We start from the raw sequence: 25,985 nt of genomic DNA, 5'->3' as shown, positions 1-25,985 counted from the left end.
GATAAGATTTAGTAATAATTAATGGCACAAATCCCTGTGCCACTAATCCGCGTTATTAACGATTACAACGCTGCACTACCACGACGTACTTTTTTCAGTTTCTTCGTATTCATAACGACTCTCCTTAAAAGATATTCAGGTTTATGCATTACGTTCCGTTCATTCGCGGTTTTGAGAATGAACAGGAGTTTAGTCTTATCACACCGATAACAATTGTCAAACAAAAGTTACCAACTAGTATCACCACAAATACCTGAAAAAACGATACAGCATCAGAAAAGGCAACACACCGCCATTCTCGCGCCACCACCAAAGACAAAACAGCGATACCCATCAGTAACATTCCTGCTTGACAAAGTATTCGACAGGGATATAACTATCCTTGCTACGTAAATGTTTAATGATTGTTTCTCATATGTAGCTTAACGGGTATTCCACTTTCAAATGAGGATGTGAGAATGAAAACTGCTTTAAAACAGAATCCAAGCAATAATTTCAACCTGAAAAATGAAGCTGTAAATCTGATCGTACACGGCGCGCACCAGCAGTATGCAGACCTGTCCGTCAGCGAGCTGGAATCAATGCGTGCTAACCGCGCATTTATTCCGGCTTCCCGACACGGAATTGAAACTATTTGCGGTGCCAGCTGCGAAACCGGCGCACAGTAAAAAAACCAGGGCCACATTCCCGTGTGGCCTTACTTTAACCACACATCTTTAACCAATAATCTAATAATCCTATAACGACTTACTCTTCAGGGTAATGCGAGGTGATGCAATGTCAGCAAAGTTATCTTTAAATACAGAGGGACCTGCCATCTCTGTTGTCACGGCACACGGACGCCAGCAGCTTATCAGTAATAAAGATGAACGCTTAATTGACGTCCTCAACCGCAATAACGTTCCATGGTCGGCGGTCTCTATTTATCAGCGTAATGAAGATGACGAAACGCTGCACCTCTGCTCCGGCCTGGAAAAGAGAATGTCTGAGTTTAACGCTGATGAACTGTTGCTTTACTTCAATCGCAACGTTAATCCTTTTAAATTCTCGCCTGAAAATTTTCGCATCGTCCCGGCGTCAGAGGACGAGCAACAGTCAACGGAATACATCTATCAGGATTTACAAAACAGCGACGCCAGCGCCCAAAGTTATCTGAAAAAACTGACGCCGGAAGAGTGCCAGTCGATTATTGCCCAGCGGGTTGCAGATACCATTAAAGAGAATTTGCCGAAAGGGGCGCACCTTGTGGTGGGCGTCAGCGGCGGCGGTGACAGTAACGCTATGCTGCACGGTCTGAGCCTGATCCGCGACTATGTGCACGTTCATCCCGTCATCATTATGGGGATCCCGGACTGGGATAAAGGCGTGCCGCGCGCCAAAGCGTTGTGTGAAAAATACCAGCTTGACCTTAAGGTCTTTGACGAAACGGAAGTGAAATCTCTGCTGGGTATCCCGTCAGACGGAGAAAGCCTTATCGACCGCTTTGAGCGGCATTTTGTCGGCGACGATTTTGAGTTTCTCGGCACGTTGCTGATTCGCCTCTCTCTGACCCGCTATGCGCGCGAGTTAAATACCACCTACATCAGCACCGGCCTGAATCTCGAAGATGTGCTGTGTGAAAATCTCTATCGCGTAACGACCGGCCTGAAACCAGCCTCCAGTCCCGCACGCAAAATTGGCGATATGACGCTGGTCATGCCCCTGTGGATGTGTCCAAAACGGATAATCGACGGCTGTTTCCCTAAATACTCCCTCGACAACTACGAAGCGCGTTATCCCTGCTTCTCACTGGGACGCAACCTGTACTACAGCGTCATTTATACCCTGCAGTCGGGCTACCCGGGCTTTCCGGAGCAGATGGCTCGCGGGCTCTCCCTGCTGGCAGAACAGGACCCGGTGGAGTACCACCTGGATGAACAGCTCGGTTTTTACGTAGAGCGCCTGGTCCCGCTGGCGTTACGGCATCAGTTCAAAAAAATGCTCAACGATGCCCAGGGCGTCAGCCTGGACGAGCAGGCAGAGGACATTCTGCGCACGCAGCACTAATCCCGGCCCCGGCGCACCGCGCCGGGACAACATCAGCCTGAGGTTTTTATGTTAATTAATGTGTTGGGATGCGACGGCAGCGGTAAATCAACCCAGTTGCGTCAGGTCATCCCCTGGCTGGAAGCCCACTATTCTCTGCCCGTCCGATCCCTTTCAAAAAGGGATGCGCTCAACATCGCCGCCATCCCTGAAGCGCGCTATTTTGGCTGCGACTACCACACCCTGATGTACGAGATCGTGCCGGATATGCGCGGAGCCAGCCGGGCGCTGTTTATTTTTAACCTGCTTGCCATCCCGCTTTGCCACCAGCCGGTTCAGGACAATGAGATTGTGATCCTGGACGGCGGCTGGCAAAAACATGTCGCTACCGAGACGGCGCTGGGCCTTGATGAGCAATGGTTGACTAACCTGACCAGCATTTTCCCCAAACCCGACCTGACGATATTCCTCGACGTCGATCCGGACACCACCCTCACCTGGCGCAGGCAAAACGATGAAACCCATGCCCCCTACGAGTGCGGTAACCAGCACGACTGTAGCGACGCCCTTTTCCTGGAGCAGATGAACAAAGTACACCGTATTTTGCGCAGACAGAGCCAGGAACAAAACTGGACGCGAATCGACGGTAAGAAGCCCGTGACGGAGGTTTTCCAGGCGATCACCCAGGCTATCGCCGCCACCTTCAAGCCCACACGTTGACAGAATAGTATTTTATCAGGAGCCAGTTATGGAAATAGAAGTCTCTTTGAGCGGCGAACTCCCCGACGCGCGTATTTATGAGGAAGTCTCGGCCGTGGGTCTGCTCCGGGGTGAGTATATTTTTCGCCGCGCCGGAAAATACCTGACGGCTGCCGACGGGCGTCAGATCATGGAAACGTATATCGAAAACATTCTGCGAACCTTCCCGGATAAAGATGTCTGGTACCGCTTTATCGATGCGCCAGCGAATGAAATTAATATGCTGGAAGGCTATGACGAGTACGTTTTAGAAGAGTTTCCGACTATCGGCTTACGCGGAATGCGTCGTGCGATGGCATTGCCACGCACCTTCGATCTGGAATTTGACGTGGTTACCACCCTCGCCAGGAAGCATAAAAATCTGCACATCATGTTTCCCTACATCTGCGAAATGTCAGAGATCGAATTTGGCATGGATTATGTTCGCCGCTTCAGTTTCCCCAATAAAGTGTCATGCATGCTGGAAACGCCGGCCGCCCTGTGGCACGCCAAAGATATCCAGCGGCTCGGTCTGGAAAACTTCCTCGTCGGCATGAACGATCTCAGTAGCCTGGTAGTAGGCGCCAGCCGCGGAAGCGGTTTCGATCGCCATAACCATCCGGCGATTATCGGCATGCTTAAAACCCTGCGCCAGACGCTAAGCAACGGACGCCTGAGCATTGCCGGCTACATGAAGCCCGAATTCCTGGATATTGCCAGACAAACCGGGATGGATGCCATTACCGTGCATTACTCCTCCTTCCCGGCCTTTTTTGGCGACCGTTTTTCCGGGTATCAGGATATGGACTTTATGCTGAACTTCAAAAAGCAGGATAACAGCAAACGCCTAAGATTGTGGGCGCAGTCTCTGCTGGATGTCGCCAATGACACCAATTCAATGACGATTCAGGGCCTGCACTGGCACCAAAAAGCCAAATCGTAACGGAAGGTAAGCGTATGGATAACGTGGTGGTGGCAATCGTCGGCGGCGGTCCGCGCGCAGTGTACGCCCTGGAGCGTCTGCTGGCGCTCTTGACTAACTGCCCGCCCGTACGTCAGCTCTCGATTCACATCTTTGATAACACAGGACGTTTTGGCGCAGGGATGGCGCACAGCGATCGCCAGAGCAAAAGCTGCTATCTGAACCGCCCGGTCGATCAAATCGCCTTTGCCGCCGATGAGTCCGTCAGCATGGCAAACGCCCTGCTTCCCGCGTCGCTGCGCCTTAACTTTTATCACTGGTGTCGTCAGCGTTTTTACGCGACGGGCGACGCCCGTTTTGATTTACAGCCCCATGACATGCCGCATCGCTATTTACACGGCCTGGCGCTGCGCGACTATTTCGATACTTACGCCGACGCCCTGCGAGCCCTGCCCGGCATAACGGTAACGACGCATGCAGAAGAGGTCACGCGCGTCACGCGCGATCCCCCTGCTTTTCTGCTGCATACCCCAGGGTTACCGGCAGGTTTGCGCGCCGACTATGCGCTCTTTGTGACCGGACATACCCCTTGCCGCGCCCACTGGCAAACGGCTGAAGCGCGTTATCAACGCGGCTTAACCTATACGTCATACGCTTATCCGCTGGATCAACTGGACAGCGTGGACGCCGGTAGCCGCATCGCCCTCAGCGGTATGGGCCTCACCGCCATCGACATCTGCCTGCATTTGACGGAGGGACGGGGAGGTCGTTTTGTTCGCACGGCGCGGGGTCCTTTGCGTTATCAAGCCAGCGGCCATGAGCCGGTGCAAATTATCGCCCTGAGCCGAAGCGGCCAGCTTTATACCGCCCGGGCGCGCAATCAAAAAACCGCCGACGATCTGCACCGCCCGCACTTTTTTAGTGAACAGGCCATCGCTTCCCTGCGGCGTCACCGGGGTCGGTCGACCGTGCTGCGCGATGGTAACGTCTGTCGGCAGCTCGATTTCAGGCAGGATGTTTTTCCCTTAATCGTACTGGAAATGGCGTGGATCTATTACCGGACCCTGTTCGGCGAGCGGTTCGCGCAGAACGTCAGCGCGGCGCTGGCGCCACATTATCAGGCGTTTTTGACGCATACGGGCCCGGACGTCCGGTACGATGTTGACACGCTGATGGCACTCTGGGGCGACCATTTTCGTCAGATGGCACACGCGCTGAGCCTGGCCCGTCAGGGCACCGTCCACTCGGGCCAGGCCGTTCAGGAGGCGGCAGCCGCGTATGTTTGCACGCTGACGGATGAATCTGTCACGCCGGAGCAGGCCATTGAGCGCCTGCGCGCGCTCACCCGGGAGGAGATCAAATGGCGTCACGCCCAAAATATCTATCACCATCAATTCGACTGGCAGGCTATTTTTTACCCCAGCGCGCGCAGGCAACGGCCTGGCAAAGCGGAACAACTCGACGCACTGGCGCGCGATCTGGCCTTTGCCGCACAGGGCAATCTCTCTAACCCCCTGAAGGCCGCCTGCGACGGTGTCTGGCGCGATTTACGCCCCGTCTTCTCGGCAGCCACCGATTTTGGCGGCCTGACGCCCGCCTCGCAGCAGGATTTTATCCGCCACTGGCTCTCCCACTATAACCGCCTGTCCAATGGCGCAGGTACAGAAGCCATGGAGAAGCTGGGCTGCCTGATTGCCTGTGGACGGGTAACGATCGCCCCTGGCGGAACCCGCGTCCGCGCTTGCGGCCCGCTTCGCGGTTACCGGCTCGCGGGTCGGCACTATCAGCAACGGGTAGACCACCTGTGCTGCGCCCGTTTACACCCCTTCGATGCGCGTCGGCAACGTAATCCTCTCTACCCTTCCCTGCTCGCCGCCGGGCTGGCGCGCCTGTGGGAAAATCGTGGCGCAGACGGGACGCGCTTTATCCCCGGCGCCCTGGATCTCACGCGCGACTTTCATCCTGTCGATGACCAAAACCACTTTGAGAGGCGATTAACGTTTCTGGGGGCACCGGCTGAAGGGCTCTGTTTTTTCCAGAATGCAGCCGCACGTCCCGACACCAATAGCGCTATTCTCAGCGCCGTCAATAACTGGGCCACCGATCTGCTGGCCCAGATGGCAGAAAGCACGCAGCCGGTAACCGAAACGGAGCGACTATGACAGCACAAGCAGCGTCGCGCGTAAGCCAGCGGCAATTTCGTGAGCGCATAATGGCGCGCATGTCGCGCAACACGCACCAGATTGTGTTTGCCCTGGATGGCATCCCCGGTAAACGGGTTGACCCCCTGTGGCAAACGCCGGTCATTGAACGCTGGCAGGCGGTTTTTCCCACCACCTCCACCACCGGCTGGCTCAGCAGCCTGACCGGGCTCGGCGTGAAAGAACACGGTATTCCCGGCGTCGTGTTCAGGCACAACCACCAACCGGATTCGCTTATCAATCTCTGCCAGTATCAGGGGGAAGCGCTGGCAATCCCTACGGATAACATTTTCCATGACGCGCGCCGCTGCGGTTATCTCCCGCAAGCCGCGATCGGCGATCTGCTCCCCATTGAAGGAGCCTGGACGCGCGCATTACTGGATGGCGCAGAAATTATCGACCGAACCGCTTTTTTTACCCTTTCGCCGCCACAGCCGGTTTGGGTCATTCTCAACGCGCTGGAAACCACAATTGAGCGCGCGCTCCGGCGGGCAGCCACCCCGAGCCTGGTCTGGATATTTATCGATGTCGATCATTACATCCATACGCAGGGCTATGACGCTTACGTTATGGCATTTCTGCAGGGTATAGATGAGCTCGCCGTCAGGCTGGCGCAGCGGGGCTACGATACCATCGCACATTCCGATCATGGCCTGGTGCCCGTTCTTCACGACGAGCAGGTAGCCCAACAGATTGCCCTGCTGTGCGAAAGGTTCGATGCCACCATGGGGGGGGCCGGGCTGACGCGCTGGTTCTATGTTCCCGGTACCAGGCTCACCGAATTCCAGCATGCCCTGACCGACCGCCTGGGAGAGTTTGCCGAGGTCATTCCCGCCGCAGAACTGGATGATGTGCCTGCCCGCGCGGGCAATCTGTTCCTGATTGCGCGTGGTGAACGGTTTATCGCCCCGCCAGGCTACCGGTATGAACACGGCTCACGCCAGCCGGACGAACTCGACGTCTTTTATGCCGTATGGGAGGCGCAATGTTAAACCGGGCGATTGATTCCTACCGCCATCTTAAGCTTGATGATACGCCCGAGCGGTTAAATCTGGCCTGGACGCAGGATGAGCGGGATTTTATTACCCCCTCCCTGAACGGCCTGATTACGCGCAGCCTGCAGGAGGAAATTGAGGGTCTGCTACCTGCGACCTGGCATTACGCCGTTGACGACCCCTGGGGGGAACAGCGCCTTGCGCCCGCCATCGCCCACTATTTTGGTATTCAGAAAAAGGATTTTGCGCTGGCCTGTGGAGCCGGAGTCATTCAACTGCTGAGCACGTTGCCCGCGCTGAGCGCCGGGCGGCACGTCGCCATCGCCAGTGAGGTTTACCCGGACTTTCCCTGGTGGTTAACCCACTCCGGGCGACGCGCAGAACGCATCTCATCCGCGACGGTGGCGGAAAGCGTCCGGCAGGCCAGCAGCCTGGATAGCAATCTCTATTTCCTGGAGCGCCCCGCGCTTATGCAGGGCGCAGTCACGTCCCTTGAGAGCATTTATGAACTGGGGGACGCGCTGGCGAGCGCGGGCATCAGGCTGCTGATTGATGAATCCAATGCCAACTACCTTGCACCCTCCTGTAGCGCGGTTCATCTGCTGGCCCGTCTGCCAAACCTCATCGTACTGCGCGGCATGTCAAAAGCCTGGGGGCTGGGCGGGCTGCGGATGGGATTTTGTCTCTCCTCCCCGGCGCTCAGAAACATACTCCGGGAACATATTCCGCCATTGTTAAATCCGTCATTAACGCTGCGGATCACCTACGCTCTGCTGATGGCTAAAGACAGTACCCTCGCGCTGCGAGCGCGAATCCAGGAGCAGAAACAAGCCGCGCTCGGGCTATTTTCCGGCTGGCCGGTGATCCCCTCCAGCGAAGCCATGCCCTATATTTTTCTCCCCTCAGGCGAAGAGCCCGCACTGCGAAGACTGGGGATTGGTGGAAAACAGCACCATTTCTGGCAGAAAGCCGATACCTCTACCACCCTGTTGCGCCTCAGCGTCCCGCTGGAGGCCAGCAGAATGCAGCGCCTCGAACAGGCCCTGAAGGAACACACGCGATGATAACTACGCACGCTACCCTCGATCGGCTGTTATGCCGTTTTTTGTTTGATCCTCAGCATGCCGGCGAGCAGGCGCAAGCCTTGACGGCGGAACAGTGGCAACACGGCCTTGAACGCGCCGTTAGGCATAAAATTCTGCCGCACGTCGCGGCGCTCTACCAGCAGTATCAGGCCTCGCCGCTGCCGGAAAAGTATCAAACGATGTTGCACACCCACGCGCTTGAGCGTTCCAGCTGGCTTGCCGCGCTACGGCTCGCCGCCCCTTTCAGCCAAAGCGCCAACGCCATGTTAATGAAGGGCTTTGGTCATGAGATCCTCTACCCTGAAAAAATGGATCGGTTCGCAAAAGACCTGGATGTGGTCGTCGCTGATTTCACTACCTTCTGCCATATAGCCACCCAGTTGCTCAATAATGGCTTTCATTTGCCCTTTATGACGCAGTTGGTATGGCGCAAGGAGTTGAAAAGCTGGCAGGGGCTGGCCCGCTTTATCCATCGGGAGGGAAATGAAGACGGCGGCGTTGAGCTGCATATCGGTCAGTTTGCGGTCGATGATAACCTCCAGCTCAGTTGGCTTGCGCTGCGCGCGCATGCCACTGAAAAACGCTTCGGGGAGCTTGCGCTCTGCGTGCCAGATACCCCGATGATGCTCACCGTATTTTTCATGGAGCTTGCTACACGCCCGGAGTGCATGCTGCGGGATCTCTATGATGGTTACTGCCTGTGCATGACGCTCACCGACCAGGATCAACTTAACGCTCTGGCCACGGCCCTGACGAATGCGGGCCTTGGCGAGCAGGTCATAAAGCTGATTGCGGCCTTTGTCCGCTTCGACCAGTCGCCTCCGTACGAGCTGGTTCAGCTTGAGGAAAGGGTCCGTACGCGGGGGACATCGGGCACGGCTGGCTGGCGTAATCGGTTACGAAAAGGTCTCGATAGCGCCTGCCAGAAAGCCGACGTTTTGCTGCGGATCTTCGGTGTTTTCGACAGACCCTGGGCCATTGGTCTGGCTATGCAGTTCGCCATCCCGATTTACGGCATTCTGATCAATCCCCATCCACAGCCGTTGCAGCAGGTGAAAAAGGGGCGTTACAGGCTGCTAATGACGCCAGCAGGCACCTTCTTGCTGGGCGGCGTGGGCGTCTTCAGCGATGAAGAGATCGCGTATTTACAGTCGGTTCTCGCCTCATCGCCTATCCCTTTGACACCCGAGCCGGAGCCATAATACATACACTTGCGCCGGGCGACCCCGGCGCATGAGTGTTACAACGCCTTTAGCGTTTTGAGCAAATTGTCGTAATAGTCCTGACAGGTTTGCAAACGTAACCGGGCGCCAAAGTAGATCTCCTCCAGCGCCTGAGGATAACGCTGCGCGACGGGAACAATAACGTTGTTAAGCCAGCCATCAGCGTGATCGACATCGACAGAGATATGCTCGCTGTAGTAATGCACATCTCGCGCCGACAGGCCAAGACGACGGCTGCCGTTAACCAGCTTTTCATATTGCGACGGGTCGAGCAATTCCGTCATCGCCATCATGCCAATCAGTTTATAGTAATGACAGCGTGTGACCCCTCCCATCATAAACAGGTTATAGCCTGCCAGGCCCTGCCAGTCATACAGATGGGTATAGTGATCGTCGGGCAGATCGATACCGCGACGATGGAGTAAATCTTTATACAAATTTACGTGCGTAAATTCATTACTACCCTGGCCAATCTCATCCCATAAATTCTGGCTTATTTCACCCCGCGTTTCAGGGAAAGAGCCCACCAGGGTCATCGCCACCAGATCGAAGAACAATAAATTCAACGCACTGTCGCTTTTGAAAAAATAGTAAAGCTGCTGGCTATTGGCCTCATGCTCAAGAAAATCAAACAACGCATGCGATGACACTGCGTGGTTTTTCCACAGCAGGTGAAGTTCGGCAATAATATTTTGGGCAGATAACGACAATGCGTGCATTCTGGCGCGGCGTTTTTCGCTATATAGCCACTGCGACTCCAGGAAAGTACGGACCTGCAACAATACCGGATGGTACTGATTTCGGCTTGAACAGGAGAGCGGCTCGGCAAGATGAGAGTGGTAAGCGTAGAAAAGCGTCTGATGGACCTGGCGGAGCGCCTCGTCATCGTGATGTTCAAAGGCAGCAAGACTCGCTTGTGACGCCAGACGCATTAACTGCTGCGTTAGCTGAGGCCGCAGTTCAAGAATCGAGTTAATATCATTACTATCAATCAGTTGAAGAAATAATGTATCTAATTTATTTTCAGACTTTAAGGCAAATTCTCTGTCAATTACCGATAAAGACGCATTTTTGCTTATCATGATTAACCCCTCACTGTCCCAGGGTTTCGACTTTACTCAGGCGACAACATGCATGCAACATAAATGTTACATATATGTATCAAAGTGTGAAAATGAGTATTTTGCGGTGAGGATCGCCATGAAGTCGAAGGGAAAAACTGAGTTTTAGCATAATGTCGATATTTAGCGCGAAAGATGGCGGCAATGCTGACTATAACTCACCGCCCTCAGAATAAATAACGGCTTTAGCTGCCGACCAGGCGGTCATGGCCGCAGGGTATTCGCGAACCTCTTTATCCATCGTCTGGCTCACCGAAATGGCGCCATCAATGAGCATAATAACGATGAAAGCAACACGTTCAGCCGGCTCTGGCTTCAGGCAGTCATTTAATATATTTCGCACAACCGCAAGGAGATCGCTTTTAAAATCAAAAACGATATTACTGAGCGCAGGCATGCTATTACCCAATTCTACAACAGCACGGGAAAATATACAGCCATGAAAATAAGATCGTGCAAACCACTGGTGATAAAAATTGAATATAGCGAATAGCTTATCCTTCGGCGATTTTTCCTTTTCGGTTATCAGCAGCAGCTCGGCAATAAACTTCTGATGTTTATCTTCAAGAATAGCGCGAATTAACGACTCTTTATCGCTGAAATAGCGATAAAACGTCATTTTTGATATTCCGGCAGCTTCAGAAATTTTGTCAATACTGGGTAAGACATAGCCTTCAACATTAAAAAGAAGGGCGGATGAATTTATAATATCCTGATATTTTGATTTCATACCCACTTACCCACAACCTTAAAAAGGAATTACCATTTGCATATATTATATTTAAAAATAATGACGAAGTATAGCATGAGCAAAATGTCGGTCAGGTTTGCAAAGCCACCTGAGCACAACTATCCTTCTGACATCTGATTAAACAGATGATAAGGAAGATATCACGTGAATAATACGCCTCCTTCCGCAGCAGAGTTAGAAAAATGGTCGGCAGTTGATGCCTGGCTTTCTACGCTTTTTTCCCCTGTGAATAACACGCTTAACACGGTACTGGCTGCTAACTTCGACGCAGGATTACCCGAGCATGATGTCTCCATGATGCAAGGGAAAACGCTCGCCTTCTTTATTACCTTGTTGCAGGCCAAACGTATTCTGGAGATAGGCACGCTGGGCGCATTTAGCACTATCTGGATGGCTCGTTCGCTCCAGCCAGACGGGCGAATTACCACTATAGAAGCCAACGAACGGCACGCGAAGGTCGCATTACACAATGTGCGGGCTGCGGGCCTGCTCGATCGCGTTGATCTTCGTACCGGTCAGGCGCTCGACGTATTGCCTTTACTGAAAGGTCCGTTCGATCTCATTTTTATCGATGCCGATAAAAAAAATAACCCCGCCTACCTGGAGTGGGCCTTACGCCTCTCCCGCCCTGGAACGCTTATCATCGCCGATAATATTGTTCGCGGCGGCCAGATCCTGCAAAACGACAGTACAGACGACAGCGTCACCGGGGTTCGCACATTTCTTTCAGTGCTGGCGAAACACCCGCGGCTCACTGCAACGGCAATACAAACGGTTGGATCGAAAGGGTGGGATGGTTTTGCACTCGCGGTTGTAACCGGGAACGATCGCCTGCCTGAATAATAAGATGTTAAAGAAATCCGCCATCGCGCCGATCATCATCCATGTGTATTATTTCCTGTAGCTATAACAACCACGACCCTTAACGCAAATACTTAAGCGCCAAAGCGAAAGGCATCATGAGCACACCGATCAAACGGCTAGAAATCATTAAAAATGCCATCGAACTGGAAGATGACGATATCATCCACAGCCAGCTTATCCGGCTGAAAAATGAAGCGTTTGACGATGAGCTACAGGCAATTGTCGTGGCGCTTGAGGAGAAGAATTACACCGGCGCCATCAGGGCCATTACCGCCTGGCTGCAGAGCCAGCGAGCGGTCGCCCCGTGGCGCGATCCCCAGCTGGCGGCCAGCAAGCTGGAGCTTAAGGCGCTGGAAGAGCGTCTGCGGGATCTGATTGACCGGCGTAATGCACGCGTACAGCAGCTTGATGAGTTTAACGATCTCTATTTTTCCCGTCTCGGGCCGTTGAGGAAGCAGATCCTCGCCCTGCGTAAAACGCTTGCCGGGCTTAACCTGCGTCGCCAGCGGGCGGAGGCGCGTCGTCGCGAAGTAAATTACCGTCGCTGCCAGCGCTACATGGCGCAGGCGGTCGAGGTGCTGGTCACGCTCACCCAGCGCTGGCGCGCCCTGCCTGCAGATTCCCTGCACGCCGCCGAGGCGCGCAAGCATCTGCAGCAGCAAAGCCAACTGATAGCAAACCTGCTGGCCGAAGCGCTGGAGCTGGAAAGCGGCTTAACGCCGGAAGACCCTGCACGCCAGGCGCGCGACGAAGCCAACCAGGAGTATGAGAAGTACCGCGAACAGCATCACGATGCCGAGATACGTTTGCGTAAAAGTAAGGCGCTTTGCGAAGCGGATCAAAACGAGCTGAAGCGCCTCTGGCGTCAGGCGAGCAAACTCTGCCACCCGGATTTAGTGGCAGACGAACGTAAAGAAGACGCCACTACCATGATGGTGCAGCTTAATCAGGCCAAACAGCGCGGAGATGTGAAAGCCATCCGCTCTTTGGTGGCGCGCCTGCAGCAGGGCTTTGAGCCAATGATGGCCAGCGACCGGCTAAACGATCTGGAGCGCATTCGCAAAAAGATGGCGCAGGTGCGCGAACAAATCGACGCTTTAGTCCACGAACTCGCGGAGCTTGAGAAACAAGAGTCCTGGCTGCTGATCTCATCCCTGAACAATATGGAAGCCTACTTCGCTCAACAGGAGAGAGCGCTGAATGAGGTCCGCGCCTCGCTCGAACTTCAGGTGAGCGAAGCGCAGCTGAAGTCGGCAGCCTGATTATTTAGCGTGCCAGTAAGCGCTGGCACGCACCAGATGTGGGTCGATGGCGTCGGTAGCAAACCGGCGGCTCAGATTTTTCACCACCTTCCCTTCTCCGGTCAGCCAAATGAAGTAATCTTGCGCCGGTACGCTCAGCGCGGCCAGATGGTCAGCCACCGCCTGCTCGCTGTGACCCACAACCCAGGTGAGAGTAAACCCGCTCAGGTGCGCCAGGTAGTCCTTGTAAGACGCGTCCCCTACCGTCACCACCGCGTGAATTTCCGGGCGAACCGGCAGCGTTGCGATGGCCTCTAACCGACGGCGCAGCGCGGGCATGCCGGACTCATCGCAAACGTACAGCTGCCAGGCGTAATCTTCCGGCACCACCAGCGAACCACGCGGCCCGCCGATAGTTAGCCTGTCGCCCACCTTCGCCTCAAGCGCCCAGTTGCTGGCGACGCCGCCATCATGGACGAAGAAATCAAGCGCCAGTTCGTGGTTCACCGGGTCGTACAGCGGGGTGTAATCACGCGACTGTGGGCGCACGCCCTCTCCCCAGTGGATGCCTTCATCGGTAACCACTGGCGGCACAAAGGTTGTACCCGCCGCCGGGAAAAAAAGTTTGCTGTGATCGTCGAAACCGTGAGAGCTGAAGCCCTCCAGTGCATCACCGCCTAATACAATGCGCTGAAAACCAGCGCTCACACGCTCAACGCGGAGCACGTTTAGCTCGCGAAAACGCAGTTCGTTGCGGACACGTTGTGGGTAGCGAGTTGATGTCATTTTTTTGCCTTCTTTTCGGTTAATACGATATATCGAAATTAATTTCAAATGATAATGATTGCTAATAAAAAGGAATGCAAGAATTTTTAGATTGCATCGAAAACTATCTAAGATATAGTTTAGATATATCTTTTGTGAGGGGATAACATGCGACATGAGCACGATGGCGGTGGTCGTCGGCCACGATTTTTTGGTCACGGCGATTTGCGGCTGGTGATTCTGGATATCCTGACCCGTAACGCCAGCCACGGTTACGAGCTGATCAAAGAGATTGAGAATTTGACGCAAGGTCACTACACCCCAAGCCCGGGGGTGATTTATCCCACCCTCGATTTTCTCCAGGACCAGACGTATATCTCCATTACCGGGGAAGAGAGCGGGCGCAAAAAAATTGCGCTGACCGCCGCCGGACAACAGTGGCTACGTGAAAACCAGCAACAGCTGGAGCAGATCCAGGCGCGTATCAAAGTTCGTTCCGTTGGGTTCCAGTTGCGCAAAAATCCGCAGATGAAACGAGCGCTGGATAATTTCAAAGCGGTGTTAGACCTGAAGGTGAATCAGGGAGAGCTCAGCGACGCGCAGCTTAAGCAGATCGTCGGCGCGATCGACCGCGCGGCGCTGGAGATCTCCCAGCTGGATTAATGGAGCACAGTGACGGCATCCTCAAGCCGTCCGGCACGGTGTTTCACCATCGCGGAAATCCGTGCGCTCTCTTCTACCAGGTCGGCGTTTTTCTGCGCGATGCCGTCCAGCTTCGCCACCGCGCGAGTTAATTCCGCCAGCCCGGTTGCCTGCCCGGACGTCGAGTGGCTAATCTGGGCGATAAGCTGCGTCACATTTTTCACCTGCTCGACGATATCATCCATCGTACGGCCCGCCGCGTGAACCTGATCGGAACCAGACTGCACCTTGCTGGCGCTGGCATCAATCAGTTTACGAATTTCGTTCGCCGCACTGGCGCTCCGGCTGGCAAGATGACGAACTTCGCCTGCTACCACCGCAAAACCTTTACCCTGCTCACCGGCCCTGGCCGCCTCAACCGCCGCGTTCAGCGCCAGAATATTCGTCTGGAAGGCGATATCATTGATAAGCGAGGTGATTGAGCCAATCCGCTGAGTGCTGTCAGCGATATCATTCATGGTTTTCACCACCGTCTGCATCGCATTCCCGCCCTTTGTCGCCGCGCTGCTGGCGGCGACTGACAACTTGTCCACTTCGGCGGCGGTCTCAGAGTTACTTTGCACCGATGCCGCCATTTGATTCATGGTCGCGACCGTTTGCTGTACATTGCTAACGGTCTGCCGCGTGCGATCGTTAAGCTCGTCGTTACCCTGCGCCAGCCTGTCGCTGCCGTCGCGCACGCTCACCACCTGGCTTGAGACGTCATGAATGAGCCAGCGGCACATTAACCCCAGTTGACCTACCGCACGCAGCGTGAGGCCCAGCTCGTCACTGCGGTTCAGATGCTGCACGCTATTGCGCTCTCCGGTAGCCACCTTTAGCGCCTGACGCGCGACGTTTTCGACCGGGCGAACAATCTGCTGCTCAAACAACAGCGTGCCTGCAAGCATCACCACCGCCGCGACGGCGAACGATACCCAGCCAGCCTGCGTCGCCGCCAGCGCGGCGACCATTACTGTAAACAGTATCGCCATCACGCTACGCACACGCCAGCGCAGCGCCATTGCGGGTAACTTTCCGGACCAGCCTTTCCTTACCACCAGCCCCTTATGGATGCGTTTTTTACAACGCCCCTCGTTGAGGGCGTTATACAGCGGTTCTACGGCCGCAATGTCCTCTGCCGTCGCTTTCGCGCGAATCGACATATAACCCGTCACCTGCCCGTTACGCACCATCGGCACGGCGTTCGCCCGCACCCAGTAGTGGTCGCCATTTTTACGGCGATTTTTAACTATTCCGCTCCAGGGTTCGCCCTTTTGCAGCGTATACCACATATCGGCAAAGGCGGCTTTTGGCATATCAGGATGGCGAACCAGATTATGCGGCTTCCCCAGCAGCTCCTGGAGTGAATACCCACTTACCTGTACAAAGGTGTCGTTGGCGTGGGTGATATAGCTATTGAGGTCGGTGGTCGACATTAGGGTGGTGTCATTGTCCAGCGGGTATTCATTCCGGGTGACATATGAAGGAGAGGACATAGCGGGCATTCCTTGCAGGTTATTCGAATAGTCATTTTGTGGTTTAGTGTTTTTCGGCGGCAAACAATTTATCTTTAGTCGTTAATTTCGATCGGGATCGCAAATTTCAGTTAAGCCGCACGTTTAGTACGCTTTGCTAATTGATTTAAAATACTTTCACCCCGAAATTAGCCACAAAGCACGATCGATTAACGCTTACTAAAGATGCAGCTCTCGCACCACGCCGGCGCATCTGCCGCTATTCCACGTAAAAACCCAGCCGCTCCCCCTGACAGACGATCCCGTTTGGTTAGACCCGGCATGATTAAATATTGCGCAATGTAATTTCAACCTGGCGTTTATCCCGATTTTCGTTACGTCCGCTGAAGTGGCGTAATCCCTGCAATACTTGAATCAGTATCATGTGATACGCGATCCCCGGGAGCATATTTTGAACAGGTTACCTTCCAGCGCCTCGGCTCTTGCCTGTACCGCGCACGCACTGAATCTCATTGAGAAGCGAACGCTCGATCATGAGGAGATGAAACAGCTTAACCGAGAGGTTATCGATTATTTTAAGGAGCATGTGAACCCTGGTTTTCTGGAGTATCGCAAATCTGTTACCGCCGGCGGGGATTACGGAGCCGTAGAGTGGCAAGCAGGCAGTCTGAACACGCTTGTCGACACCCAGGGACAGGAATTTATCGATTGCCTCGGGGGTTTTGGTATTTTCAACGTGGGGCACCGTAATCCAGTTGTGGTTTCCGCCGTACAGAATCAACTTGCGAAACAACCTCTCCATAGCCAGGAGCTGCTCGACCCGCTTCGCGCTATGCTCGCGAAAACGCTGGCAGCCTTAACGCCTGGTAAACTGAAATACAGCTTCTTCAGTAACAGCGGCACGGAATCGGTCGAAGCGGCGCTTAAGCTCGCCAAAGCGTACCAGTCGCCGCGCGGGAAGTTCACCTTTGTCGCCACCAGCGGCGCATTCCACGGTAAATCGCTGGGTGCGCTGTCGGCGACCGCCAAATCCACCTTCCGCAAACCCTTTATGCCGCTGCTGCCGGGCTTTCGCCACGTGCCGTTTGGCGACATCAACGCGATGCGCACCCTGCTCGGCGAATGCCGTAAAACCGGCGACGACGTGGCAGCGGTGATCCTGGAACCTATCCAGGGCGAAGGCGGCGTGATCCTGCCACCGCAGGGCTATCTGCCCGCCGTACGTCAACTGTGCAATGAGTTTGGCGCGCTGCTGATCTTCGATGAAGTGCAGACCGGTATGGGCCGTACCGGCAAAATGTTCGCCTGCGAGCACGAGAATGTTCAGCCGGACATCCTGTGCCTGGCGAAGGCGCTCGGCGGCGGCGTGATGCCGATTGGCGCAACGGTGGCGACGGAGGAGGTGTTCTCGGTATTGTTCGACAACCCGTTCCTGCACACCACCACCTTCGGCGGCAACCCGCTGGCCTGTGCGGCGGCTCTGGCGACCATTAACGTGCTGCTGCAGCAAAATCTGCCTGCGCAGGCGGAGCAAAAGGGCGACATGCTGCTGGATGGCTTCCGCCAACTGGGGCGTGAATATCCGGACCTGGTGCAGGAGGCGCGCGGGAAAGGGATGCTGATGGCGATTGAATTTGTTGATAACGACATCGGCTACACTTTCGCGAGCGAGATGTTCCGCCAGCGGGTGCTGGTGGCCGGAACGCTCAACAATGCGAAAACCATTCGCATAGAACCGCCGCTGACGCTGACGATCGAGCAGTGTGAGCAGGTGCTGAAAGCAACGCGCAACGCGTTGGCAGCACTGCGGGTGAGCGTGGAAGAGGCGTGATATCCTCAGCGTAAATGAGCTCAATCAGGGGCTCATTTACGCTATCAAGATTCAAGAACAGCTAAACCTTTTTTCTCGTTTAACTCCAGCATCGTAAGCGCTGCGACTTTTGGCTGGGTATTGCCTCGCGCCCACTTTTGCACACTGTTCGATGAAATATACATGCGCCTTGCCAGTTGGCTTTGAGGTAATTTCCCGCGAGCACGAAGCGCGCGAATTCTTTCCCCGGTCATCACCGCTATGCTGTGATAATATTTGAATCCCATCACATTCAACGCAATCCCCTTTTCCCTTTTACTCTCCGCTGGCTAAATTAGTAACTCATCGGACCACATAACAATAATTTTACACTGGAAGAGACTATGAGCCGCTACCCGTCGTTATTCGCTCCCCTCGATCTGGGGTTTACCACGCTCAAAAACCGCGTGTTGATGGGTTCGATGCATACCGGCCTGGAGGAACGTCCGGACGGGGCTGAGCGCCTGGCGGCCTTTTACGCCGAGCGCGCACGCCACGGGGTGGCGCTGATTGTCACCGGCGGCGTCGCGCCTGCGCCTTCCGGCGTGACGATGGAGGGCGGTGCGGTACTAAACGATGCAGCGCAGCTCCCGCATCACCGGATGGTGACCGACGCCGTTCATAATGAAGGCGGTAAAATCGCCCTGCAGATCCTGCATACCGGTCGGTACAGCTATCAGCCGAACCTGGTAGCACCGTCGGCCATTCAGGCGCCGATTAACCGCTTTACGCCGCATGGGCTGAGCCATGATGAGATCCTGGCGCTGATTGAAGACTTTGCCCGCTGTGCCGCGCTGGCGCGTGAGGCGGGCTACGATGGCGTAGAAGTGATGGGCTCTGAAGGCTATTTGATTAACGCGTTCCTCGCCGCTCGCACCAACCAGCGCGAAGATGAATGGGGTGGCGATTATGCCCGCCGTATGCGCTTTGCCGTAGAAGTCCTGCGCGCCGTACGCGAGCGTGCAGGAGCAGATTTTATCATTATATTCCGCCTGTCGATGCTCGATCTGGTGCAAGGAGGCAGTACGTTTGACGAAACGGTGCAGCTGGCGCAGGCGATTGAAGCCGCCGGTGCGACCATTATCAATACCGGGATTGGCTGGCACGAAGCACGCATTCCCACCATCGCCACTCCGGTCCCGCGCGCCGCGTTTAGCTGGGTAACGCGCAAGCTGAAAGGCAAAGTGGCGATCCCGCTGGTCACCACCAACCGCATTAACGATCCGCAGGTGGCGGACGATGTGATTGCCAGAGGCGATGCCGATATGGTGTCAATGGCGCGTCCATTCCTGGCGGATGCCGAGCTGCTCTCCAAAGCGCAAAGCGGCCGCGCGGACGAGATCAATACCTGCATCGGCTGTAACCAGGCCTGTCTGGATCAGATCTTCGTCGGCAAAGTTACCTCCTGCCTGGTTAACCCCCGCGCCTGCCATGAAACCTTAATGCCGGTGATCCCGACGATCAAGAAAAAACGCCTCGCCGTGGTGGGCGCTGGCCCGGCGGGGCTGGCGTTCGCGGTGAACGCCGCCGGGCGCGGACACAGCGTGACGCTGTTCGATGCGCTCGCGGAGATCGGCGGACAGTTTAACATCGCTAAACAGATCCCCGGCAAAGAGGAGTTCTATGAAACCCTGCGCTATTACCGCCGGATGATCGCGCTAACGAATGTCGTTCTGCGGCTTAACCAGTTTGTAAATGCGCCTGAGCTGGCAGACTTCGATGAGGTGATCCTCGCCAGCGGGATCGCGCCGCGCACGCCCGCGATCGAGGGAATCGATCATCCGAAGGTGCTAAGCTATCTCGACGTGTTGCGCGACAAAGCGCCGGTTGGCGAAAAAGTGGCGATCATTGGCTGCGGCGGGATCGGCTTTGATACTGCCATGTACTTAAGCCAGCCGGGTGAAGCGACCAGCCAGAACATTGCCGAGTTCTGTGTGGAATGGGGTATCGATACCAGTCTGGCCCAGCCCGGCGGCCTGCGTCCGGAAGGGCCACAGTTGCCAAAAAGCCCGCGTCAGATTGTGATGCTGCAGCGTAAAGCCAGCAAGCCGGGCGAAGGGCTGGGTAAAACCACCGGCTGGATCCATCGCGCCACCCTGCTTTCGCGCGGCGTGAAGATGATCCCGGCGGTGAGTTACCAGAAGGTAGACGACGACGGGCTACACGTCTCGATCGGCGGTGAGCCGCAGCTGCTGCGCGTGGATCATGTGATTTTATGTGCCGGGCAAGAGCCGAAGCGCGACCTGGCGGAACCGCTGCGCGAGGCGGGTAAAACAGTGCATTTGATAGGCGGGTGCGATGTGGCGATGGAGCTGGATGCGCGGCGCGCCATTGCCCAGGGCACCCAGCTAGCAATGATGATTTAGCGACGGCGCCCCAGCTTGACGGCTTTCAGCACCACGAATTTGCTGTTGGTGGCAATCGTGGTGCAGTTGCCGAAAATCTTCTTCAGCTTGTGGAAGTAATCCAGGTGGCGGTTGGCCACAATGTACAGCTCGCCGTTAATTTTCAGGCAGCGACGCGCGTGGTGGAACATCTCCCAGGCGACGTTATCTGTCAGCGCGTGCTTCTGGTGGAACGGCGGATTACACAGCACGGCGTTGAAGCGGAATGGTTCCACGCCCGACAGCGCGTTGTTAATCATAAATTCACAGCGATCCAGCGCTTCTGGCAGGTTAGTTTCGACATTCAGACGGCTGGAGGCGACCGCCATTGGCGATTCATCGCTAAAGACTACGCTGGCCTGCGGGTTCTTCGCCAGCAGCGTCAGTCCAATCACCCCGTTACCACAGCCCAGATCGACAATTTCGCCTTCCAGATTGTCCGGCAGATGTTCAATAAAGAAACGGGCCCCGATATCCAGCCCGGTGCGGGAAAATACGTTCGCGTGGTTATGGATGGTCCAGTCTGTTCCTTCCAGCGTCCAGCTCAACGTTTCTGGCGCATCTGCCAGCGCTGGCGCACTGAAGGTACAGTTGATCAGCCGCGCCTTTTTCCACGCCAGCGTGGTGGTGGTCGGGCCGAGCACTTTCTCGAACAGCTCCAGGGTCGACGTGTGAATATCACGCGCCTTAGCGCCCGCGATAATACGCGTCTGTGGCGTTACGACTTTACGCAGGGCGCGCAGTTGTTGCTCCAGCAGCGCCATGGTTTTAGGCACTTTAATCAGCACCACGCCCGGGGCCTGCGGGTAATCCGCCGTGCTGTCGAGAAACTTCACGCTGGATTCGTCGATATCGTTGTGACGCAGGTTTTCACGCGTCGCCAGCTCGCTTAGGTAGGAATCGCCGATGCTGTAAGGCGAGTGTTGCGCCAGCGCACAACCCAGCGCGCCAAAAGCGTCATTCAGGATCAGAACCGGGCCGCTGATTTTTGCGTCATCCAACTGTTGCAGCAGATAGTCATCCGCCGCTTCCCACGCCATCAGCGGGTTAACGTCATCCGTTTGCGGAAAACGTTTTAGGTTGAGTGAACGGAAACCGTTGTCTAAGTGGCTCATCGGCCCTCCTGAATGGTAAAATTTGGCGTATCCCTGAAAAGGGTGCGTGAGTATACCCGTTTTCGCATTAATTTGGGCTTTTGATGAACCAACTAACTTATCTCCAGGGTTACCCGGAGAACCTATTGTCTCAGGTGCGCGGCTTAATTGCTGAACAAAAGCTGGGCGCCGTGCTGGAAAAACGCTATCCGGGCACCCACGACTTCGCCACCGATAAAGCGCTCTGGCAGTATACGCAGGATCTGAAAAACCGGTATCTGAGAAGCGCACCGCCGATCAACAAGGTGATGTACGACAACAAAATCCACGTGCTGAAAAATGCGCCTGGCCTGCATACCGCCATCTCCCGCGTGCAGGGCGGTAAGCTGAAAGCGAAAGCCGAAATCCGCGTAGCCACTGTTTTTCGCCACGCACCGGAAGCCTTTCTGCGGATGATCGTGGTTCATGAGCTGGCGCACCTGAAAGAGAAAGAGCACGATAAAGCGTTCTACTCCCTGTGCTGCCACATGGAGCCGCAGTACCATCAACTGGAGTTTGATACCCGTCTGTGGCTTACGCATCTATCGTTAAAAGGGAATGCGCAGTAGCGCACTGGTTTTGCAATAATCCCGTGCTACAGTGGCTAAAGGTTCCCAGCTACGGAGTACGTAAACGTTTATGATACGTTTCGCAGTCATTGGTACGAACTGGATCACGCGCCAGTTCGTCGACGCCGCCCACGAAACCGGCAAATATAAGCTTACCGCAGTCTTTTCCCGCAGCCTTGAGCAAGCGCAGAGCTTCGCGAACGATTATCTGGTTGAACATCTGTTCACCTCGCTCGACGAGATGGCGCAAAGCGACGCCATTGACGCGGTCTATATTGCCAGCCCGAACGCCCTGCACTTCCCGCAAACAACGCTGTTTCTCAGGCACAAAAAACATGTGATTTGCGAGAAGCCGCTGGCATCGAATAGTCAGGAAGTGGAAGCCGCAATCGCGCTGGCCCGGGAAAACCAGGTCGTGCTGTTTGAAGCGTTCAAAACCGCCAGCCTGCCCAACTTCCTGCTGTTGCAGCAATCTCTGCCGAAAATTGGCAAAGTACGTAAAGCCTTTATCAACTACTGCCAGTACTCTTCGCGCTATCAGCGTTATCTTGACGGCGAGAATCCGAACACCTTCAATCCGGCGTTTTCTAACGGCTCGATTATGGACATCGGTTTTTACTGCCTGGCCTCTGCCGTGGCGCTGTGGGGCGAGCCGCACGGCGTGACAGCCACCGCCAGCCTGCTGGAAAGCGGCGTGGATGCGCACGGTGTAGTGGTCCTCGACTACGGTGATTTTAGCGTCACGCTGCAGCACTCAAAAGTAAGTGACTCTGTGCTGCCAAGCGAAATTCAGGGTGAATCCGCTTCGCTGGTGGTCGAGAAGATTTCTGAATGCCAGAAAGTGAGCATCGTGCCGCGCGGCGGAAAAGCGCAGGAGCTGACGCAGCCTCAGCATATTAACACTATGCTCTATGAGGCAGAGGTTTTTGCGCGTCTGGTAGAAGACAACGAAGTGAATCACCCTGGGCTCGCGGTAAGCCGCACCACGGCGAAGCTGCAAACGGAGATCCGCCGCCAGACCGGCGTGATCTTCCCGGCAGACGGCGTAGGCGCGCACGTTATCGCGTAAAGCTGTGTAATGAAAAGATGCAGACTATTGACGAAACCCGTGGTCTGACATATTTTGTTACCTGCAAAGGGGAGTAACTTCCTTGCCGGTGGATCGTCATTACGATGCGTGTAATACCGCATCCGGTCGCCGGGCAATCGAAAAGGTGTCTGTTTTCGGTTGTAAGTGAGACCTTGCCGGAAGGCGAGGTCTATGCATAAAAAGCTAACGGCTATCGTCTTCTGACCCTAGCCGTTTTTGTTTTTTTATGTGTAAGGAAAATAGTATGCATTCTGTCGGCACTCCAATGTTGTGGGGCGGATTCGCGGTTGTCGTGATTATCATGCTGGCGGTGGACCTGTTATTACAGGGTCGTCGCGGCGCGCACGGTATGTCCATGAAACAGGCCGCCGCCTGGTCTCTGGTGTGGGTCACGCTCTCCCTGCTCTTCTGCGCCGCCTTCTGGTGGTATCTTGCATCAACCGAAGGTCGCGCGGTTGCCGACCCTCAGGCGCTTGCCTTCCTCACCGGCTATCTGATTGAAAAAGCCCTCGCGGTGGATAACGTCTTCGTCTGGCTGATGCTGTTCAGCTACTTTGCCGTCCCTGCGGCGCTGCAGCGCCGCGTGCTGGTCTATGGTGTGCTGGGAGCGATTATCCTGCGTACAATTATGATCTTTGCGGGCAGTTGGCTTATCACCCAGTTCGAATGGCTACTGTACGTTTTCGGCGCGTTCCTGCTGTTCACCGGTGTTAAGATGGCGCTGGCGAAAGAAGATGAAACCGGTATTGGCGAGAAACCGCTGGTGAAGTGGATCCGTGGGCATCTGCGCATGACGGACAAGATTGAGAGCGAGCACTTCTTCGTACGTAAGAACGGTTTGCTGTTTGCGACTCCGCTCTTGCTGGTGCTGATTCTGGTGGAGCTGAGCGACGTGATTTTTGCGGTCGACAGTATTCCCGCCATCTTCGCCGTGACCACCGATCCGTTCATCGTGTTGACGTCTAACCTGTTCGCCATCCTCGGCCTGCGTGCGATGTACTTCCTGCTGGCGGGTGCCGCAGAGCGCTTCTCGATGCTGAAATACGGTCTGTCGGTGATCCTGGTGTTTATCGGTATCAAGATGCTGATTGTCGACTTCTACCATATTCCGATCGCCATTTCGCTCGGCGTGGTATTCGGCATTCTGATCGTCACGCTGCTGATCAATACCTGGGTTAATCGCCAGAACGATAAGAAACAGCAGGCGCAGTAATGTACGGTGCAGACTAATTACCCGCACCCCAGCCCTCACCCGGAGGGCTGGGGTAAGGGAAACATACCACTCAGGCGGTCATTCCGTTCACTTTATGTTCCTTGCTACTCTGTAACGACATGACCGGTAAAGGTGCAGGGTGGCTCAGATCCCTTCAATCTTTCTGAAACAATGTTATTGCTTCTGTTTAAACATTACTGGGGAACCCTCAGCCTACAGGGAGAGGATGAACACAGTTTTGTTGCTCCGCAGTTAAAAACCATGATGCAATACGTAAAAACCAGTATTTTACACTTCCCTCCGCACGCGCTTTCCCTATACTCGACCAGGCAAACATTGACTTACATCCGGACATAAATGTGACTTAGAGCACATCCAGGCTGGAACGCAATTTCACTTAAGGAATACCATGACTACATCATCCTCGAGTCTGTTTGCGCGTTTGTCGCGCGGCAGCCTTGTTAAGCAAATACTGGTTGGCCTGGTGCTCGGCGTCGTGCTGGCGCTGCTCTCAAAACCTGCCGCAGAGGCCACCGGCCTGCTGGGCACACTGTTCGTGGGCGCCCTGAAAGCCGTGGCGCCAATACTGGTGCTGACCCTGGTAATGGCCTCTGTCGCCAACCACCAGCAAGGGCAAAAGACCAATATCCGCCCAATCCTGTGGATGTACCTGCTGGGGACCTTCTCTGCCGCCCTGACCGCCGTTGTGGTGAGCTTTATCTTCCCTTCCACGCTGCAACTGACCACAGGCGCAACCGACATTACACCGCCTGCGGGTATTGTGCAGGTGATGCATGATCTGCTGATGAGCATTGTTGCTAACCCTATTCACGCGCTGATTAACGCCAACTACATCGGCATTCTGGTGTGGGCCGTGGGGCTGGGCTATGCCCTGCGCCACAGTAATGACACCACTAAACAGCTTATTAACGATGTATCCAATGCCGTGACCTTTATCGTCACGCTGGTGATTCGCTTTGCGCCGATTGGTATTTTTGGCCTGGTCTCTTCCACGCTTGCGACTACCGGTTTTGGCGCACTGTGGGGCTACGCACAGCTGCTGCTGGTTCTGATTGGCTGTATGGCGATAGTCGCGCTGGTGATTAATCCGCTGTTGGTCTTCCTGAAGACCCGCCGTAATCCGTATCCGCTGGTGCTGATGTGCCTGCGCGAAAGCGGCGTCACCGCCTTCTTTACCCGCAGCTCGGCGGCAAATATCCCGGTTAACATGTCGCTGTGTGAAAAGCTGAATCTGGACCGCGACACCTACTCCGTATCTATTCCGCTGGGCGCAACCGTCAATATGGCAGGAGCCGCAATTACCATCACGGTGCTGACGCTGGCGGCGGTGAATACGCTGGGTATTCCGGTGGATCTTCCCACGGCACTGCTGTTAAGCGTGGTGGCGTCACTTTGTGCCTGTGGCGCATCTGGCGTTGCCGGTGGTTCGCTGCTGCTGATCCCACTGGCCTGCAATATGTTTGGTATTCCGAACGACATTGCCATGCAGGTAGTTGCCGTTGGCTTTATCATCGGCGTGCTGCAGGACTCGTGTGAAACCGCCATCAACTCCTCTACCGACGTGATGTTTACTGCAGCGGTGTGTCAGGCTGAAGATGCGCGTTTAGCGAGGAAATAGCCAAACGGCAACCCGCGT

23 protein-coding genes are annotated in these 25,985 nt (G+C 55.1%); 17 read left to right on the top strand and 6 right to left on the bottom strand.

Features of this window, described 5'->3' with window-relative positions; all coding sequences use genetic code 11:
• The first annotated feature begins 458 nt into the window (after positions 1 to 458).
• From NL510_RS04285 to NL510_RS04250, 8 genes are all read left to right on the top strand, one after another.
• Positions 459 to 668, top strand: coding sequence for a hypothetical protein (locus NL510_RS04285; RefSeq protein WP_253381868.1), 210 nt, complete (start codon positions 459 to 461; stop codon positions 666 to 668).
• 109 nt (positions 669 to 777) lie between these two features.
• On the top strand, positions 778 to 2,046 hold the full coding sequence (locus NL510_RS04280; RefSeq protein ID WP_253381866.1) for a tRNA lysidine(34) synthetase: 1,269 nt from the start codon (positions 778 to 780) through the stop codon (positions 2,044 to 2,046).
• Between the two features lie 48 nt (positions 2,047 to 2,094).
• Entirely contained in the window at positions 2,095 to 2,745 is a 651-nt protein-coding gene (locus tag NL510_RS04275) for a dTMP kinase (RefSeq protein ID WP_253381865.1), read from the top strand.
• A 28-nt stretch (positions 2,746 to 2,773) separates the two neighbouring features.
• Positions 2,774 to 3,706 carry a putative PEP-binding protein gene (locus NL510_RS04270; protein ID WP_253381863.1) on the top strand — a complete coding sequence of 311 codons (933 nt, stop codon included), beginning with the start codon at positions 2,774 to 2,776 and terminating at the stop codon, positions 3,704 to 3,706.
• A gap of 14 nt (positions 3,707 to 3,720) precedes the next feature.
• Complete coding sequence (locus tag NL510_RS04265; RefSeq protein ID WP_253381861.1) at positions 3,721 to 5,847, top strand: FAD/NAD(P)-binding protein; 2,127 nt, start codon at positions 3,721 to 3,723, stop codon at positions 5,845 to 5,847.
• Positions 5,844 to 6,878 (top strand): alkaline phosphatase family protein, encoded by a 1,035-nt coding sequence (locus NL510_RS04260; RefSeq protein WP_253381859.1) that lies wholly within the window; start codon positions 5,844 to 5,846, stop codon positions 6,876 to 6,878. Before NL510_RS04265 ends, NL510_RS04260 begins: the two co-directional genes overlap by 4 nt.
• Positions 6,872 to 7,945: an aminotransferase class I/II-fold pyridoxal phosphate-dependent enzyme gene (locus tag NL510_RS04255; RefSeq protein WP_253381856.1), complete on the top strand. Its 1,074-nt coding sequence runs from the start codon at positions 6,872 to 6,874 to the stop codon at positions 7,943 to 7,945. Before NL510_RS04260 ends, NL510_RS04255 begins: the two co-directional genes overlap by 7 nt.
• The gene (locus NL510_RS04250) at positions 7,942 to 9,168 is read left to right on the top strand and encodes a nucleotidyltransferase family protein (RefSeq protein WP_253381854.1); all 1,227 of its coding nucleotides are present in this window, start codon (positions 7,942 to 7,944) and stop codon (positions 9,166 to 9,168) included. The genes NL510_RS04255 and NL510_RS04250 overlap by 4 nt, the downstream gene beginning before the upstream one ends.
• 38 nt (positions 9,169 to 9,206) lie before the next feature.
• Here NL510_RS04250 and NL510_RS04245 read toward each other — a convergent pair whose 3' ends face one another.
• Together NL510_RS04245 and NL510_RS04240 are read right to left on the bottom strand one after the other, a co-directional pair.
• The gene (locus NL510_RS04245) at positions 9,207 to 10,271 is read right to left on the bottom strand and encodes an iron-containing redox enzyme family protein (RefSeq protein WP_436298987.1); all 1,065 of its coding nucleotides are present in this window, start codon (positions 10,269 to 10,271) and stop codon (positions 9,207 to 9,209) included.
• A gap of 190 nt (positions 10,272 to 10,461) precedes the next feature.
• Complete coding sequence (locus NL510_RS04240) at positions 10,462 to 11,040, bottom strand: TetR/AcrR family transcriptional regulator (protein WP_253381850.1); 579 nt, start codon at positions 11,038 to 11,040, stop codon at positions 10,462 to 10,464.
• Positions 11,041 to 11,205: 165 nt separating this feature from the next.
• Here NL510_RS04240 and NL510_RS04235 point away from each other — a divergent pair, with 165 nt between their 5' ends.
• The gene (locus NL510_RS04235; RefSeq protein WP_253381848.1) at positions 11,206 to 11,904 is read left to right on the top strand and encodes an O-methyltransferase; all 699 of its coding nucleotides are present in this window, start codon (positions 11,206 to 11,208) and stop codon (positions 11,902 to 11,904) included.
• 116 nt (positions 11,905 to 12,020) lie between these two features.
• A complete protein-coding gene (locus NL510_RS04230; RefSeq protein WP_253381847.1) occupies positions 12,021 to 13,187 on the top strand; it encodes a J domain-containing protein in 1,167 nt (388 codons plus the stop codon).
• Here NL510_RS04230 and NL510_RS04225 read toward each other — a convergent pair whose 3' ends face one another.
• Positions 13,188 to 13,952, bottom strand: coding sequence for a siderophore-interacting protein (locus NL510_RS04225; RefSeq protein WP_253381845.1), 765 nt, complete (start codon positions 13,950 to 13,952; stop codon positions 13,188 to 13,190).
• A gap of 147 nt (positions 13,953 to 14,099) precedes the next feature.
• On the opposite strand from NL510_RS04225, the gene NL510_RS04220 reads away from it, so the two are divergent.
• Positions 14,100 to 14,594, top strand: coding sequence for a PadR family transcriptional regulator (locus NL510_RS04220; RefSeq protein WP_253381844.1), 495 nt, complete (start codon positions 14,100 to 14,102; stop codon positions 14,592 to 14,594).
• Here NL510_RS04220 and NL510_RS04215 read toward each other — a convergent pair.
• A complete protein-coding gene (locus tag NL510_RS04215) occupies positions 14,591 to 16,111 on the bottom strand; it encodes a methyl-accepting chemotaxis protein (RefSeq protein ID WP_253381842.1) in 1,521 nt (506 codons plus the stop codon). The genes NL510_RS04220 and NL510_RS04215 overlap by 4 nt on opposite strands.
• A 430-nt stretch (positions 16,112 to 16,541) precedes the next feature.
• On the opposite strand from NL510_RS04215, the gene ygjG reads away from it, so the two are divergent.
• Positions 16,542 to 17,921: a putrescine aminotransferase gene (gene ygjG, locus NL510_RS04210; RefSeq protein ID WP_253381840.1), complete on the top strand. Its 1,380-nt coding sequence runs from the start codon at positions 16,542 to 16,544 to the stop codon at positions 17,919 to 17,921.
• Between the two features lie 44 nt (positions 17,922 to 17,965).
• On the opposite strand, the gene NL510_RS04205 is transcribed toward ygjG, so the two are convergent.
• Complete coding sequence (locus tag NL510_RS04205; protein WP_253384743.1) at positions 17,966 to 18,187, bottom strand: helix-turn-helix domain-containing protein; 222 nt, start codon at positions 18,185 to 18,187, stop codon at positions 17,966 to 17,968.
• A gap of 96 nt (positions 18,188 to 18,283) precedes the next feature.
• On the opposite strand from NL510_RS04205, the gene NL510_RS04200 reads away from it, so the two are divergent.
• Positions 18,284 to 20,305, top strand: coding sequence for an NADPH-dependent 2,4-dienoyl-CoA reductase (locus tag NL510_RS04200; protein WP_253381837.1), 2,022 nt, complete (start codon positions 18,284 to 18,286; stop codon positions 20,303 to 20,305).
• On the opposite strand, the gene rlmG is transcribed toward NL510_RS04200, so the two are convergent.
• Positions 20,302 to 21,438: a 23S rRNA (guanine(1835)-N(2))-methyltransferase RlmG gene (rlmG, locus tag NL510_RS04195; RefSeq protein ID WP_253381836.1), complete on the bottom strand. Its 1,137-nt coding sequence runs from the start codon at positions 21,436 to 21,438 to the stop codon at positions 20,302 to 20,304. The two genes, NL510_RS04200 and rlmG, sit on opposite strands and share 4 nt — an antisense overlap.
• Before the next feature lie 83 nt (positions 21,439 to 21,521).
• Between rlmG and NL510_RS04190 the strand changes: the two genes are divergently transcribed.
• From NL510_RS04190 to sstT, 4 genes are all read left to right on the top strand, one after another.
• Positions 21,522 to 22,025 (top strand): M48 metallopeptidase family protein, encoded by a 504-nt coding sequence (locus tag NL510_RS04190; RefSeq protein ID WP_253381834.1) that lies wholly within the window; start codon positions 21,522 to 21,524, stop codon positions 22,023 to 22,025.
• A gap of 70 nt (positions 22,026 to 22,095) precedes the next feature.
• Entirely contained in the window at positions 22,096 to 23,094 is a 999-nt protein-coding gene (locus NL510_RS04185; RefSeq protein WP_253381831.1) for a Gfo/Idh/MocA family protein, read from the top strand.
• A 265-nt stretch (positions 23,095 to 23,359) separates the two neighbouring features.
• Complete coding sequence (locus tag NL510_RS04180; RefSeq protein ID WP_253381829.1) at positions 23,360 to 24,328, top strand: TerC family protein; 969 nt, start codon at positions 23,360 to 23,362, stop codon at positions 24,326 to 24,328.
• Positions 24,329 to 24,737: 409 nt separating this feature from the next.
• A complete protein-coding gene (sstT, locus tag NL510_RS04175; protein WP_253381827.1) occupies positions 24,738 to 25,967 on the top strand; it encodes a serine/threonine transporter SstT in 1,230 nt (409 codons plus the stop codon).
• Positions 25,968 to 25,985 lie beyond the last annotated feature (18 nt).

This window comes from unidentified bacterial endosymbiont, assembly GCF_918797525.1.
Taxonomy (GTDB): Bacteria; Pseudomonadota; Gammaproteobacteria; order Enterobacterales; family Enterobacteriaceae; genus Enterobacter.
The sequence above is the reverse complement of the archived record's forward strand: the minus strand, read 5'-3'. Positions and strand labels throughout refer to the sequence as shown.